Genomic DNA, 15,128 nt, shown 5'->3' on the forward strand with positions numbered 1-15,128 from the left:
ATAGCTATATAAGAAACCTTAATATTCAAGGATTGAAAATTGCTTCAACTGGTTATGATGCTTATGTTGGAGGTATAGTAGGGCAAAATATTGCAAACAGTTATACGGGTTTTGAAAATGTGACTGTTAATGATCTCGTTATTAATACAGCTGTAAATACTAAAGTTGGCGGAATAATAGGCTGGGGAAATGGTAGTGGAGGGAATAACACTATCAATTTTACAAATGTTGCTATTAATAATATAAGTATAGTAGCAAAAGAAGGTTCTTATGTGGGTGGCATAGGCAGACAAATTGATGGTGGTAATTTTAATAATGTTGTGGTTAATGACATAGAAAAACTTATAACTTCTGGGAATGATAGTAAAACAGGAGGATTTACTGGAAAAGTTGGAAATTTAAAGATTAATAATGCTTACTTATTTTATAAAAATGGAGCAATTTTGAGTGCTGGAAACTATAAAACACAAGCTGGAAAAGTTATTGGTGATCCTGGAATTAGTGTAAATAATAATTTTAGTAATATTTATGTTTATCATAATTTAGAAAATGGTTACATTGATGAAGGACAGAATTTTTTTAAGTCTGTGCAATATAATAATGAAGTAACAGGAAAAAAAGATTTTGATAGCGCTGTAAGAAAGAAATTTAACGATATAAAATATCTTGATAATAATTCTTATGCTTTTGCTGATTCTTTTACCAAGGTAACAGATGCTGTGAAATTATCCAAAGACGACTTTGACCCTAAGTTGCTTCAAAGAATTTTAGATGATTTGATGAATGGAAAATACACTTATGATTTTGATACCAAAACTTGGACTTACGCAGATAGCAAGGGTGTGGCAGGGGAAAATGAAGCCAGTGAGATCACTCAAAGTTTAAATTTCTTAAATGCATTTAAAGATACTGGAGTAGAACAAGAATTTTTAAAGTTATGGCAAGGTTCGCAAGAACAAAGTTATAAAAATTATACCAATCTTTATGAAAAATGGACGCAAAAGAAAACTGCTATGGATAAAATCAAAACCGGCAAAGGTTGTTTCGCTAGTTTTAAAGAAGAATTATAAAAATACCAAGAAGCCTTAGCTCAACTTGACAAAGAAAATAAAAACTATGAAAAAATCAAAGAATCAGGCTTAGTTAGCGATGAAACGCTTAGAGTTATGTATGCAAAACTTTTAGAACAAAAAGAAGCTCTTGAAAAGCAGTTTGCGGATCTTAGTGGAAATGAAGGATTTCACTATAAGCTTGAAAATGAGATTCTAAATTCTCAAGGTTTTGCTATAAATGGAAGCGATGTAGATGGTAAAGTGTACACTGGAAAATATAATTTTGAAGGAAAATTAGCCTCATTGCCAGAAAAATCAAATATATCTATCTATGAGCCAGATAAACAAAAAAAAGAGGGAGGGGGTGAAGATCCAGACAAACCTTCTGTATTACCGCCTGAAATTCCTGAAAAGGTTGTAGAAGCTCCTATAAAAATTCAAACTAAAGTAGACACAAAAAAAAGATGATGATCAAGTGGACATAGGAGAAGCAGATGCTAGAAGTAGTGGTTTGCGTTGTATTGTAAGTGATAATTTTAAGACAATGAACATTTGTGTAAATGCAAAATAGGAAATAAAAATGAGAAAAATTTTAGTTATTTTAATCTTATTGTAAGTATTTTCACATGCTGAAGAGCTAAATAATAATAAAATAAGAGAGCTTATAGAAAGCTCTTCTGAAGCAAATGGACCACAAAATAAAAATTAAAAAATACATTAAAAAATCAAAAAAGCCCTGTAAATTTTAAAGAGCAAAATACTACAAATATTGCAAATTTACAAACTGATCAAAATGAAGCTAAGGTTTTTGTAAGAGAGTATGTTTTGCATATCGATAATAAAGATTTGACATTTAAAAAATTAAGAATTAGCGAAAAATAAATTCAAGATGCAATAGCTGAATATCGCAACCAAGAATTAAGCTTACAAAATTTAAAAGATATAACAAACATTATAGTTTATTATTGTCAATTAAGTAGCCATCCTTCGGCAACTGCTTATATACCACCGCAAGATTTAAGTTCTAACAAAGTGCAAATTAACATAGTTTTTGGAACTTTTAGGAAAAGTAATTATTAAAAACAACTCAGGTGTCAGAGATTATGCTTTAGAGAGTAAATTGAACAAAAATCTTAAAGGGAAAGTTATCACAACTAAAAATGTGGAAAATGAAATATACGGAATCCAAACCAATGCTAATTTACAATCAGGTGATGGTTGTGGAGAAAGCGATGTTATTATAGAAGTAAACAAAGGTGAGATAGTGCAACTTTAACTTTATATTCTAACAACTATAGGGCTAAAGAAACAGGTCGTTTTAGAGCAGGAATGAGTCAAAGTTTAAACAATATAGCAAGATAAGGGGATAACTTAAATTTTTATCTTCAAGATAGTGATGAAAATCAAACAGATTATGGGATTAATTATAGTACTTTTATAGGGAATTTAAAAATTACTCCATTTGCAACTCAAGGACATTATGTTCCTGGCAGAATTTATAGAAATCTTAGTTTTTATAGGGACTCTATGAATGTTGGAGTAAATTTTTCTTATCCTGTGTTTTTATATACTGAGTATTCTTTATATCTTGTTTCGGGTTTTACTCATAAAAAGATTAAAGATTATTATCTTGATGGTTTAGTAAGCAATGAAAAAGCGAGAAATAGTGTAAATTTGGGCATAGAAAGAACTTATAAAGGTTTGGAGAATAATGTCCTAAGTTATACTTTAAATTTTATATATGGTAATGTTGAAAATGATGGTAATTTTTCTGGATTTAATGGAGTAAATTTAGGAAATTTTGGAAAAATGAATTTAAATTTAAGCAACAAATATCAATTCTAAGAACGCTTAACTCACATTTTTCAACTCAATTATCAAAAAGTTATCAGCGATGCTGTTTTAGATAGTAGTGAATCCGTATCTTTAGGTAGACCTTGTGGTGTATGTGTTTGTTTAGAAGGTGAGGGAAGTACGGATAATGTTGTTTCTGGCACCTTGGGAATAAGGTTTCAAACACCTTTAGAAGGGCTTTACTCGACTCCTTTTTATGATATAGGGTATTCTTGGTATGAAAATAAAGAATATCAAAGTGAAAATCATTATCTTATGGATGCAATGGGTATACAAATACTCTATACAAGAAGTGCTAATTTTTATGTAAAAATGGATGCTGCAAGAGCTGTTCATCGGTTTAAACACGATGGAGAACATCGAGCAAGAGTTTATGCAAGCCTAGAAAAATACTTTTAACTTTGGGGTGATTGGAAAATTCCCCCCCCCCCTCCCCCATTTTTAAACCCACCAAATACTTATATAAATACTTACACAAATATTTATACTATTTAATCCTTTGTTTAATCCCCTTTTAAGTTTAATTGGTTATACTTTCATTTCCTTTTTTTGAAAAAAGGACTTAAAATCTTTTAAATTATAAAGTTTCACTAGCTTAGTAGATTTTATAAATTAACTCTTTTGGTTTTTATCTTATAAACTAAAAGCTTTTTTATAAATCTTGTTTTTTAATTTAAAAACTTTTCTTTTAAAAATGATTTTTTGTTTTGTTCTTTTAACTTAGTATTGTTATTCAAATCTTATTAGTCAATCTTTGAAATCTAAATAAGTGATCGATTGAGCCAGAAAGATTTAGGCATAAGTAATTATGTAAAATCTATTCAATCTAATAATTAAAAAGATTAAAAGTTTTTCTTTTAATCTTTCATAACTTTTTCTTTGAAGAAAAAGATTAAACTATCTATAATTTTTATGGAGAGTTTGATCCTGGCTCAGAGTGAACGCTGGCGGCGTGCCTAATACATGCAAGTCGAACGATGAAGCTTCTAGCTTGCTAGAAGTGGATTAGTGGCGCACGGGTGAGTAAGGTATAGTTAATCTGCCCTACACAAGAGGACAACAGTTGGAAACGACTGCTAATACTCTATACTCCTGCTTAACACAAGTTGAGCAGGGAAAGTTTTTCGGTGTAGGATGAGACTATATAGTATCAGCTAGTTGGTAAGGTAATGGCTTACCAAGGCTATGACGCTTAACTGGTCTGAGAGGATGATCAGTCACACTGGAACTGAGACACGGTCCAGACTCCTACGGGAGGCAGCAGTAGGGAATATTGCGCAATGGGGGAAACCCTGACGCAGCAACGCCGCGTGGAGGATGACACTTTTCGGAGCGTAAACTCCTTTTCTTAGGGAAGAATTCTGACGGTACCTAAGGAATAAGCACCGGCTAACTCCGTGCCAGCAGCCGCGGTAATACGGAGGGTGCAAGCGTTACTCGGAATCACTGGGCGTAAAGGGCGCGTAGGCGGATTATCAAGTCTCTTGTGAAATCTAATGGCTTAACCATTAAACTGCTTGGGAAACTGATAGTCTAGAGTGAGGGAGAGGCAGATGGAATTGGTGGTGTAGGGGTAAAATCCGTAGATATCACCAAGAATACCCATTGCGAAGGCGATCTGCTGGAACTCAACTGACGCTAAGGCGCGAAAGCGTGGGGAGCAAACAGGATTAGATACCCTGGTAGTCCACGCCCTAAACGATGTACACTAGTTGTTGGGGTGCTAGTCATCTCAGTAATGCAGCTAACGCATTAAGTGTACCGCCTGGGGAGTACGGTCGCAAGATTAAAACTCAAAGGAATAGACGGGGACCCGCACAAGCGGTGGAGCATGTGGTTTAATTCGAAGATACGCGAAGAACCTTACCTGGGCTTGATATCCTAAGAACCTTATAGAGATATGAGGGTGCTAGCTTGCTAGAACTTAGAGACAGGTGCTGCACGGCTGTCGTCAGCTCGTGTCGTGAGATGTTGGGTTAAGTCCCGCAACGAGCGCAACCCACGTATTTAGTTGCTAACGGTTCGGCCGAGCACTCTAAATAGACTGCCTTCGTAAGGAGGAGGAAGGTGTGGACGACGTCAAGTCATCATGGCCCTTATGCCCAGGGCGACACACGTGCTACAATGGCATATACAATGAGACGCAATACCGCGAGGTGGAGCAAATCTATAAAATATGTCCCAGTTCGGATTGTTCTCTGCAACTCGAGAGCATGAAGCCGGAATCGCTAGTAATCGTAGATCAGCCATGCTACGGTGAATACGTTCCCGGGTCTTGTACTCACCGCCCGTCACACCATGGGAGTTGATTTCACTCGAAGCCGGAATACTAAACTAGTTACCGTCCACAGTGGAATCAGCGACTGGGGTGAAGTCGTAACAAGGTAACCGTAGGAGAACCTGCGGTTGGATCACCTCCTTTCTAGAGTACAAAGTAATAAGTCTCACAACTATTACTTCAATATATAAACTCAATTGATTCTTGTTTAGATTTCAAAGATTGATGATAAAGCTAATTGTTTATGGGGAATTAGCTCAGCTGGGAGAGCGCCTGCTTTGCACGCAGGAGGTCAGCGGTTCGATCCCGCTATTCTCCACCATTTATTAAGGGCCTATAGCTCAGCTGGTTAGAGTGCACCCCTGATAAGGGTGAGGTCACAAGTTCAAGTCTTGTTAGGCCCACCATAAAAAAGATTTGAATAAAGAAGCTTTAAAATCTAAAGCAAGTATATAAAATAGATTAAATATAAAATATAAACTCTATACTTAGATTTATTTTTTATCTTTAACTATAAAAGAATATACTTTAATAGATATAAGTAGCATATACATTATGCATTTATATTTATAATGAATTATGTTAATATATATACTTCCTTTAGGTTTTAAACCTAAATGTTCTTTTTAATTATCATTGTTAAGAGTCACAAGCAAGTTTTAATAAAAACAATTTTACAGGACTTGTTAAAGGATAAAACCTATTTATCTTTTCTTTAGTTTAACTTAACTTTTAGCTGTCTTTATTTCTATAAATAAAGAGAATATTAGATTTAAGGATTATAAATTAAAGACAAGTTTCAAACTCACAGCTTAGTTGAGACTAAATCATTTAGTTTTATATTAAGTGTTTGAATGCTTTCCGTCTTAAGATAAAGAAGTCTTATCATAAAAACTTTAACAAGGAAGTGATGCGTTTTAGAATCAATAATAAAAGGTAAAAAAGGTAAGCTACTAAGAGCGAATGGTGGATGCCTTGACTGGTAAAGGCGATGAAGGACGTACTAGACTGCGATAAGCTACGGGGAGCTGTCAAGAAGCTTTGATCCGTAGATTTCCGAATGGGTCAACCCAATGTATAGAGATATACATTACCTATATAGGAGCGAACGAGGGGAATTGAAACATCTTAGTACCCTCAGGAAAAGAAATCAATAGAGATTGCGTCAGTAGCGGCGAGCGAAAGCGCAAGAGGGCAAACCCAGTGCTTGCACTGGGGGTTGTAGGACTGCAATGTGCAAGAGGTAAGTTTAGCAGAACATTCTGGAAAGTATAACCATAGAGGGTGATAGTCCCGTATGCGAAAAACAAACCTTAGCTAGCAGTATCCTGAGTAGGGCGGGACACGAGGAATCCTGTCTGAATCCGGGTCGACCACGATCCAACCCTAAATACTAATACCAGATCGATAGTGCACAAGTACCGTGAGGGAAAGGTGAAAAGAACTGAGGTGATCAGAGTGAAATAGAACCTGAAACCATTTGCTTACAATCATTCAGAGCCCTATGTAGCAATACAGGGTGATGGACTGCCTTTTGCATAATGAGCCTGCGAGTTGTGGTGTCTGGCAAGGTTAAGCAAACGCGAAGCCGTAGCGAAAGCGAGTCTGAATAGGGCGCTTAGTCAGATGCTGCAGACCCGAAACGAAGTGATCTATCCATGAGCAAGTTGAAGCTAGTGTAAGAACTAGTGGAGGACTGAACCCATAGGCGTTGAAAAGCCCCGGGATGACTTGTGGATAGGGGTGAAAGGCCAATCAAACTTCGTGATAGCTGGTTCTCTCCGAAATATATTTAGGTATAGCGTTGTGTCGTAATATAAGGGGGTAGAGCACTGAATGGGCTAGGGCATACACCAATGTACCAAACCCTATCAAACTCCGAATACCTTATATGTAATCACAGCAGTCAGGCGGCGAGTGATAAAATCCGTCGTCAAGAGGGAAACAACCCAGACTACCAGCTAAGGTCCCTAAATCTTACTTAAGTGGAAAACGATGTGAAGTTACTTAAACAACCAGGAGGTTGGCTTAGAAGCAGCCATCCTTTAAAGAAAGCGTAATAGCTCACTGGTCTAGTGATTTTGCGCGGAAAATATAACGGGGCTAAAGTAAGTACCGAAGCTGTAGACTTAGTTTACTAAGTGGTAGGAGAGCGTTCTATTTGCGTCGAAGGTATACCGGTAAGGAGTGCTGGAGCGAATAGAAGTGAGCATGCAGGCATGAGTAGCGATAATTAATGTGAGAATCATTAACGCCGTAAACCCAAGGTTTCCTACGCGATGCTCGTCATCGTAGGGTTAGTCGGGTCCTAAGTCGAGTCCGAAAGGGGTAGACGATGGCAAATTGGTTAATATTCCAATACCAACATTAGTGTGCGATGGAAGGACGCTTAGGGCTAAGGGGGCTAGCGGATGGAAGTGCTAGTCTAAGGTCGTAGGAGGTTGTACAGGCAAATCCGTATAACAATACTCCGAGAACTGAAAGGCTTTTTGAAGTCTTCGGATGGATAGAAGAACCCCTGATGCCGTCGAGCCAAGAAAAGTTTCTAAGTTTAGCTAATGTTGCCCGTACCGTAAACCGACACAGGTGGGTGGGATGAGTATTCTAAGGCGCGTGGAAGAACTCTCTTTAAGGAACTCTGCAAAATAGCACCGTATCTTCGGTATAAGGTGTGGTTAGCTTTGTATTAGGATTTACTCCGAAAGCAAGGAAACTTACAACAAAGAGTCCCTCCCGACTGTTTACCAAAAACACAGCACTCTGCTAACTCGTAAGAGGATGTATAGGGTGTGACGCCTGCCCGGTGCTCGAAGGTTAATTGATGGGGTTAGCATTAGCGAAGCTCTTGATCGAAGCCCGAGTAAACGGCGGCCGTAACTATAACGGTCCTAAGGTAGCGAAATTCCTTGTCGGTTAAATACCGACCTGCATGAATGGCGTAACGAGATGGGAGCTGTCTCAAAGAGGGATCCAGTGAAATTGTAGTGGAGGTGAAAATTCCTCCTACCCGCGGCAAGACGGAAAGACCCCGTGGACCTTTACTACAGCTTGACACTGCTACTTGGATAAGAATGTGCAGGATAGGTGGGAGGCTTTGAGTATATGACGCCAGTTGTATATGAGCCATTGTTGAGATACCACTCTTTCTTATTTGGGTAGCTAACCAGCTTGAGTTATCCTCAAGTGGGACAATGTCTGGTGGGTAGTTTGACTGGGGCGGTCGCCTCCCAAATAATAACGGAGGCTTACAAAGGTTGGCTCAGAACGGTTGGAAATCGTTCGTAGAGTATAAAGGTATAAGCCAGCTTAACTGCAAGACATACAAGTCAAGCAGAGACGAAAGTCGGTCTTAGTGATCCGGTGGTTCTGTGTGGAAGGGCCATCGCTCAAAGGATAAAAGGTACCCCGGGGATAACAGGCTGATCTCCCCCAAGAGCTCACATCGACGGGGAGGTTTGGCACCTCGATGTCGGCTCATCGCATCCTGGGGCTGGAGCAGGTCCCAAGGGTATGGCTGTTCGCCATTTAAAGCGGTACGCGAGCTGGGTTCAGAACGTCGTGAGACAGTTCGGTCCCTATCTGCCGTGGGCGTAAGAAGATTGAAGAGATTTGACCCTAGTACGAGAGGACCGGGTTGAACAAACCACTGGTGTAGCTGTTGTTCTGCCAAGAGCATCGCAGCGTAGCTAAGTTTGGAAAGGATAAACGCTGAAAGCATCTAAGCGTGAAGCCAACTCTAAGATGAATCTTCTCTAAGCTCTCTAGAAGACTACTAGTTTGATAGGCTGGGTGTGTAATGGATGAAAGTCCTTTAGCTGACCAGTACTAATAGAGCGTTTGGCTTATCTTTAATAAAGCATCACTTCCTTGTTAAGGTTTTTAAGAAGACTTTGAATATAGATAATATTTAGAGTTTAATAGAAATCTTTCAAGTAGAGTTTGTATTAGAACTTGCTCTTAACATTGTTTTTTAAGTATTCTATATAAAAACTTATCAAAGATAAAAGATAAGAAAAGAAGAAAGAGAATAAAGAAAAAAGTAAAGAAATAAAAGATTAAGCTTTATTTTTTAAATTCAATCTTTCAAAGAATATTTAAATAACAATGTCCGTGATTATACAGATGTGGAAACGCCTTGCTCCATCCCGAACCAAGAAGCTAAGCACATCGTGGGTGATGATACTACGCCTTACTGGCAGGGGGAAAGTAGCTCATTGCGGACTTGTTAATTCTGCTTTATCTTATTCTTATAGATTTAAAATCTTAGTTTTTATATGTCAATCGTTGTTTTTATATTTAATTATTTTTTTATGTTTATAGGTTTAATTAGCTTGGGTTGATTTAATTTGTAGTTTTATATTTAAATTGATTTGTTGTATTGTCAGCTTAGCTATGGTTGTTGATTGGCTTGGGTTAATTTAATGGTTGTTTGAGTTGTTTAGTTTATATGTTTTTATATCTCAATTATTCTTTTTATTTATTGAATCTTTTGTATCAATAATTAATCTTTATGTTTACTTGTATAGGTTTATTTATTCAATCTATTTTTATGTGTCAATTGTTCTTTATATGTCTAGTTTATATTTTATTATGTAAGTTGGGTTTGTTCAATAATTGGGTTGGATTTTTAATCACTCAAGTTTATTTTATAGTGTTTATTGAGGTTTATGGGTTGGGGTTGTTATACACTTCTTGGTTGGGTTAGGGGTTAATGTTGGGTTAGGGTGGATAGACTATGATTGTCTATTCTTGTTGGCGAGAATGAATGTTATACTTGAGATAAATTTTTTATCATCGATAGTCTTGCTATTTAATTGATGTTTGTAAAAAAGTGTGTGTAATTTATGGCTTGTTTGGGTTTGGGTGGGATTAGCTTAGTTAATTTATGGTTTTTTATTGTTAATCTTATAAATTAAATTTATTAGTTTAATCAATTAAATTAATTATGCTTGCTTGATTTATTGCTTTATGGGTCGGTTGAGATTGTTTTTGTCTGGGTGATTGAGATTTATTGTTTGCTTGTTCTTTACCAATACTTTTATTTTATAGTGTTTATTGAGGTTTTATGGGTTGGGGGTTGTTTATGATGAAATAAATATTGCTGTAAATACATGCAAGGGTTTAGTGTTGTCTAAAAAAAGATTACTTGCTTTAAATTTATCTTTTTTTATTCAATAAAACTCTCACTTCTTAAGTGGGAGATGAATTGCTTACAGTGTTAGTTGTACGGCTCTAGTTAGGTATTTGACATAATCAGTAATTTTTATAGAATACCTATGCGGAATAATGCTAGAAACTCTTAAAAAATATGCAGAAAATCAAGTCATAGAAGATAATTACCCTAAGAAAAAATATATAACCAAAAAGAAAAAAAGCCCTAATGAAACAAAGCAATGCAAATAACCAAAGGTTTTAAATATAGAATTCTACCTAAACAAAGAACAACAAAAGCTTATTAATCATCAATGTTTCATCATCTATATCAAGCCTATAATATTTGTTTAAATTTACAGCAAGAGCAGTGGGATAAAAATAAGAATTTAGATAAAAAAGATAGGAGTTATTTAAAGGCAAGTAAGATAGATAATCAATAAAACTAGCCTTATAAAAGCAAGAGAATTAAGCTATAAAAGTGTTGTAACCCAACAAGCAAGGATTAATCTTCTTGTGCCTTAGAGCAAGCAATTAGAGATAAAAATAAAGGCTTTCCCAAATTTAAAAACTCTAAATTTGCAAAGCAAAGCTTTAATTGGAATAATCAAGCCTACAAAATCAAAGATAGTGATACTACTAAGTTTAAGATATTTAGACTTATGAATACATTTTTTAAAATGCGTTATCACAGAGATTTACCAAATACTTATAAGTTTAATCAAATCACTATTATCAAAAATCACAATAAATACTATTTAGCTTTTAGTATCATTTATGATGAATCAAATGTTTCTTTAATATCTAGCAAAGATTTTGATATTAAAAAAGCAGTTGACATTGATTTAAATATCAATGAGATTACCTTAAGCAGTGGAGAGTTAATAGCTACTAACTCAAAGCTACTTAGTAGAGCTGAATATTAAAAGATTGCAAAGAAAACAAAGCAGGAGAATATTAAAAACAAAAAAGGAGAAAACAAAGTTAAGCCATAATTTCAAAAAAACACAATTAAAATTAAATAAAATCTATGAAAAAAGTTCAAATATCAAAAAGGATAGTTATCACAAGATAACTTCAAAACTCATACAAGAATTTGACTTGCTAGCAGTTGAAGATTTGCAAATTAAGAATATGTGTAAAAGAGCTAAATTAAAGAATATAAAAGCTAAAAGTGGTTTAAATAAATCTATTCTTAATACTTCATTCTATCAATTCTCTCAATATCTAGAGTATAAAGCAAAGCATAATGGCAAATTCTTTATAAAAGTCAATCCACAATATACAAGCAAAACTTGTAGTGTATGTGGAAATATCAAAAAAAATCTTATGTTTAAAGATAGAGTGTATCTTTGTGAAAAATGTGGCAATACTTTACATAGAGATATTAATGCTGCAAATAATATCTTAAAGCGTGGATTAAAGTTGTTTGGGTTAGGAATTAGCCTTGAGGACTATAAACTCAAAGCCTTTTAAATTAGCTAATACTAGTTAGCTTTAGCTAGGAAGCTTCTACTTCTAAGCGTTAGCAAAGCTGGAGTGATTTGTATTAAAAATAGAGTATATTGTGAAAGATTTAGCTTAATTTATATACCAATGGTATTTTTATATGAAAAGTTTTTTCATATTGTGGAAATTTTTTAGAAGCTATGCGTATAGTTTCTAAAGCACTTTTATTTAGAAAATCATATTTTGAAGGCTTAAGTATTTTTAAATTTTCTAATTTCTTTTCTTTTGTCCAGGTAAATTCTACAAGAACCTCCCCACTCATACGCATTTTTCTAGCTTGTCTAGGGTAGATTAGGGCTTCATCGATTGCTGATTTTATTTCTTTTAAAAGCTCACTATTACTAGTTAAAGATACGCTTTGGTAAGAGCTGGCTTGTGGAGTTTGTTGCTGCATGTTTGTATCTTTTTTGGGTTGACTTATTGCCTTTGCATTTGCTGGAGGGATTATTTTTTTAGGTTTAGCGATAGGTTTTTCTTTTCTCGGTTTTATTTTTTTTATTTCTTGCACAGGTTCTTTGGGTTGCACATTCGAAGGCTCTTGTATAGTTTGTGTGGGTTGTGTCGGTTTCATATCGGAGGAATTTTGTACAAAATGTTTGATTGCCATATTAAATTTATTTTCTTTAATAGTTTCATTGGGTTGTATGTGTAAAAAATCTTTAGAATAAAGAAAAACAAAAAATAAAGGTGTAAAAACAAATAAAGTGATAAAAGAAGATTGGTTTTTATGATTGCTTATAAATGTTTTCATCTTTTACTCCGTTATGATTTTATTTTTTGATTTAAATATCTTTATTTCTTAAACACATTCTATGGTAAATTGTTTAAAAAGATAAATTTTGAAACAAATTTCACAGAGAAAAATAACAATCAAATAATCAAGCTTGTATCTAAAAGATATTTAATTTTTGCTATTTACTTCTCTAAAAAAACTTATATTTTTAAGAATTATAGCAAGAAAAAATAAATTTTTAATTAATACTAATTATCACAATTGATACAAAATTTATCTTAAATTAATAATTATTATCATAATATTCTGATTTCTAATTAATATTTAACAAAAGGAGAAAAATGAAGAAATTATGTCTATCAGTTTGCGCCATTGGTCTCTTAAGCTCCAATGCCATATCGCAAAATGTAGAACTAGATAGCTCAATCGTTAGTGCTTCTGGCTTTACCCAAGATATTAAAGAAGCTCCTGCTACTATCAATGTTATCAGTAAAAAAGAATTACAAAGTAAGCCTTATAGAGATGTTGCAGAGGCTATCGCAGATATCCCAGGCGTTGATTTATATGCTAGCAAGGGAAAAACAGGTTCTTATAATATCACTATGAGGGGTATTACTGGATATACTTTGGTTTTGATTGATGGGCGTCGTCAGGGTATTGGCGGAGAGGTGGGCCCTAATGGTTTTAATGAAATTTCAAATTCTTTCTTACCTCCGATTTCTAGTATAGAAAGGATAGAAGTTATAAAAGGTCCTATGAGTACTTTATATGGCTCTGAAGCTTTAGGCGGGGTGGTAAATATCATTACCAAAAAAGTAAGTGATAAATGGGAAACTTCTGTAAGTTTGGATGCTCTTTTAAATGAAAATAAAGACTGGGGCAATACTTATGGAACAAGTATTTATTCTAGTGGTCCTTTGATGAATGACAAATTGGGTCTAATGCTTCGTTTTAGAGAATTTTACAGACAGCAATCCAATGTTGAATTTACAAATGGAAGTGGACAAAGAGTTCCAGGAGATCAAGCTCAAAGTCCTACAAAGGCAAATAATTTTAACATAGGAACAAGAGTCAGTTATTTGGCTAATGATTATAATACCTTTATATTTGATATAGATTTTTCAAGAAATCATTATGATAATAAAAAAGGTCAATTAGGAACTATTACAAAACCAGGTGATACAAAAGGTAGTTTAATAGGTGGTTATACTGATATAATGGAAGTTGATAAATTTGTGACTTATTTAAGTCATGAGGGTGTTTATGAAAACTTTTCTATCACTTCTGGTTTGCAGTATAATAGAGTAAGCAATAATGGACGCGAAGTTGTAGGGCAAGCTACACAGCCGTTTTTGGGAGAAAATAGAGATATAGTCGCAGAAGATATTATCTTAGATACTAAGTCTGTTATTCCTCTAGGACAAAGTCATATTTTAAGCGTAGGCGGTGAATATAGGCTTGAAAAAATGCAAGATAAAATAGCTAATCCGACCAATTTTGATCAGTATTTATTGGCAATATTTGCAGAGGATGAGTACAGCATAAAAGATAACTTAAGATTTACTTTTGGAGCAAGATATAATCATCATGAAATTTTTGGAAACAATGTTTCGCCAAGAGCTTATCTAGTTTATAATCCTACTGATGAACTTACTTTAAAAGGCGGTGTATCTACAGGCTTTAGAACCCCTTATGCAAATCGTTTGATAAATGGAGCTTATAATTATAGTGGTCAAGGTAGATTTCCTATATATGGAAATCCTGATTTAAAAGAAGAGACATCTTTAAATTATGAAATAGCAGCTATTTACAATAATGATTTGTTTTATGTTTCTGCGACAGGTTTTTTAACAAATTTTAAAGATAAAATTTCAACCCAAAGATATGACAAAAATAATATGATTCCAGGAATTGGTACTTGTAATGCTGATAGATGTTTTAGAGCGATCAATCATGGTAAGGTTGAGTACAAAGGTGTAGAGCTTGGAGCAGGGATAAGCCTTCTTGATAATTTAAATGTAAATTTTGCTTATACTTATCTTGATAGTGAGGTTAAAGAAGCACAAGATAAAAGTGTGATAGGTAAACCTGAGCAGGATAGTTTAAAACACAATATCATGTTAAAAACCGAATACAGCTTCTATAATAAATTCACTCCTTGGATAAAAGGCGAGTGGCAAATAGATCGCTATATGGGTGATACTAATATCAATAGAGAATATTACAAGGATATCTTTTTAGCTTCCATGGGTGTGCGTTATGATATCAACAAACAATGGAGTATCAATGCAGCTATTTATAATCTTTTTGACAAAAGCTTTACAAATGGCTGGGAATCTTATGCAAGTGGGAGTGGTAGCACTTGGGTAAATACCTATAACCGCATAGAAGAAGGAAGAAGAATGTATATTTCTATCAATGGTAACTTTTAAGCTTTGATAGAAGAACCAAAGAGCTTTCAAAGGCTTCTTTGGTTTTTTGTTTATAGCATCTTGTGCTTTTAAAAAAGTTAAATTATCGAATCTATTTAAAATTTCTTATCTAATTATCA

8 protein-coding genes, 2 tRNA genes, 3 rRNA genes and 2 pseudogenes are annotated in these 15,128 nt (G+C 34.6%); 14 read left to right on the forward strand and 1 reads right to left on the reverse strand.

The features are described 5' to 3' along the window. Positions 1 to 587: 587 nt before the first annotated feature. From FBF22_RS08385 to FBF22_RS03650, 13 genes and pseudogenes are all read left to right on the forward strand, one after another. Positions 588 to 1,520: pseudogene (locus FBF22_RS08385) on the forward strand (hypothetical protein). A gap of 474 nt (positions 1,521 to 1,994) precedes the next feature. Then, positions 1,995 to 2,132: a hypothetical protein gene (locus FBF22_RS08490; protein WP_285895013.1), complete on the forward strand. Its 138-nt coding sequence runs from the start codon at positions 1,995 to 1,997 to the stop codon at positions 2,130 to 2,132. 40 nt (positions 2,133 to 2,172) lie between these two features. Continuing rightward, positions 2,173 to 2,328, forward strand: coding sequence for a hypothetical protein (locus FBF22_RS08495; RefSeq protein WP_237914589.1), 156 nt, complete (start codon positions 2,173 to 2,175; stop codon positions 2,326 to 2,328). Between the two features lie 251 nt (positions 2,329 to 2,579). After that, positions 2,580 to 2,897 (forward strand): hypothetical protein, encoded by a 318-nt coding sequence (locus tag FBF22_RS08500; protein ID WP_079264898.1) that lies wholly within the window; start codon positions 2,580 to 2,582, stop codon positions 2,895 to 2,897. A 153-nt stretch (positions 2,898 to 3,050) separates the two neighbouring features. After that, positions 3,051 to 3,305 carry a hypothetical protein gene (locus FBF22_RS08505; RefSeq protein WP_002867991.1) on the forward strand — a complete coding sequence of 85 codons (255 nt, stop codon included), beginning with the start codon at positions 3,051 to 3,053 and terminating at the stop codon, positions 3,303 to 3,305. 510 nt (positions 3,306 to 3,815) lie between these two features. Then, a 16S ribosomal RNA gene (locus FBF22_RS03620) occupies positions 3,816 to 5,328 on the forward strand. A 102-nt stretch (positions 5,329 to 5,430) separates the two neighbouring features. Further along, positions 5,431 to 5,506, forward strand: a tRNA-Ala gene (locus FBF22_RS03625). An 8-nt stretch (positions 5,507 to 5,514) separates the two neighbouring features. Further along, a tRNA-Ile gene (locus tag FBF22_RS03630) sits at positions 5,515 to 5,591 on the forward strand. 536 nt (positions 5,592 to 6,127) lie between these two features. Beyond that, positions 6,128 to 9,034: ribosomal RNA gene (locus FBF22_RS03635) — 23S ribosomal RNA — on the forward strand. 256 nt (positions 9,035 to 9,290) lie between these two features. Continuing rightward, positions 9,291 to 9,407, forward strand: a 5S ribosomal RNA gene (gene rrf, locus FBF22_RS03640). Together the 16S, 23S and 5S rRNA genes with 2 tRNA genes alongside form the textbook arrangement of a ribosomal RNA operon. 1,063 nt (positions 9,408 to 10,470) lie before the next feature. Then, positions 10,471 to 10,565, forward strand: a pseudogene (locus FBF22_RS03645) (hypothetical protein). A 432-nt stretch (positions 10,566 to 10,997) separates the two neighbouring features. Next, complete coding sequence (locus FBF22_RS08510; RefSeq protein ID WP_002780047.1) at positions 10,998 to 11,261, forward strand: hypothetical protein; 264 nt, start codon at positions 10,998 to 11,000, stop codon at positions 11,259 to 11,261. A gap of 4 nt (positions 11,262 to 11,265) precedes the next feature. After that, positions 11,266 to 11,811 carry an RNA-guided endonuclease TnpB family protein gene (locus FBF22_RS03650; RefSeq protein WP_002874194.1) on the forward strand — a complete coding sequence of 182 codons (546 nt, stop codon included), beginning with the start codon at positions 11,266 to 11,268 and terminating at the stop codon, positions 11,809 to 11,811. A gap of 100 nt (positions 11,812 to 11,911) precedes the next feature. Here the strand turns inward: FBF22_RS03650 and FBF22_RS03655 are convergent, their stop codons facing one another. Then, entirely contained in the window at positions 11,912 to 12,595 is a 684-nt protein-coding gene (locus tag FBF22_RS03655) for an energy transducer TonB (RefSeq protein ID WP_002859789.1), read from the reverse strand. Positions 12,596 to 12,918: 323 nt separating this feature from the next. Here FBF22_RS03655 and cfrA point away from each other — a divergent pair, with 323 nt between their 5' ends. After that, positions 12,919 to 15,009, forward strand: a complete 2,091-nt coding sequence (gene cfrA / locus FBF22_RS03660; RefSeq protein ID WP_002874193.1) for a TonB-dependent ferric enterobactin receptor CfrA — start codon at positions 12,919 to 12,921, stop codon at positions 15,007 to 15,009. Positions 15,010 to 15,128 lie beyond the last annotated feature (119 nt).

The sequence above is a fragment of the Campylobacter sp. CFSAN093260 genome (assembly GCF_012890095.1).
Lineage (GTDB): Bacteria > Campylobacterota > Campylobacteria > Campylobacterales > Campylobacteraceae > Campylobacter_D > Campylobacter_D jejuni.

What these genes read in the sequence shown, in the direction of transcription:
- FBF22_RS08500 (WP_079264898.1), top strand. Translation starts at nt 2,580, where the DNA reads ATGAATGTTGGAGTAAATTTTTCTTATCCTGTGTTTTTATATACTGAG.
- FBF22_RS08510 (WP_002780047.1), top strand. Translation starts at nt 10,998, where the DNA reads ATGAATACATTTTTTAAAATGCGTTATCACAGAGATTTACCAAATACT.
- FBF22_RS03655 (WP_002859789.1), bottom strand. Translation starts at nt 12,595, where the DNA reads ATGAAAACATTTATAAGCAATCATAAAAACCAATCTTCTTTTATCACT.
- cfrA (WP_002874193.1), top strand. Translation starts at nt 12,919, where the DNA reads ATGAAGAAATTATGTCTATCAGTTTGCGCCATTGGTCTCTTAAGCTCC.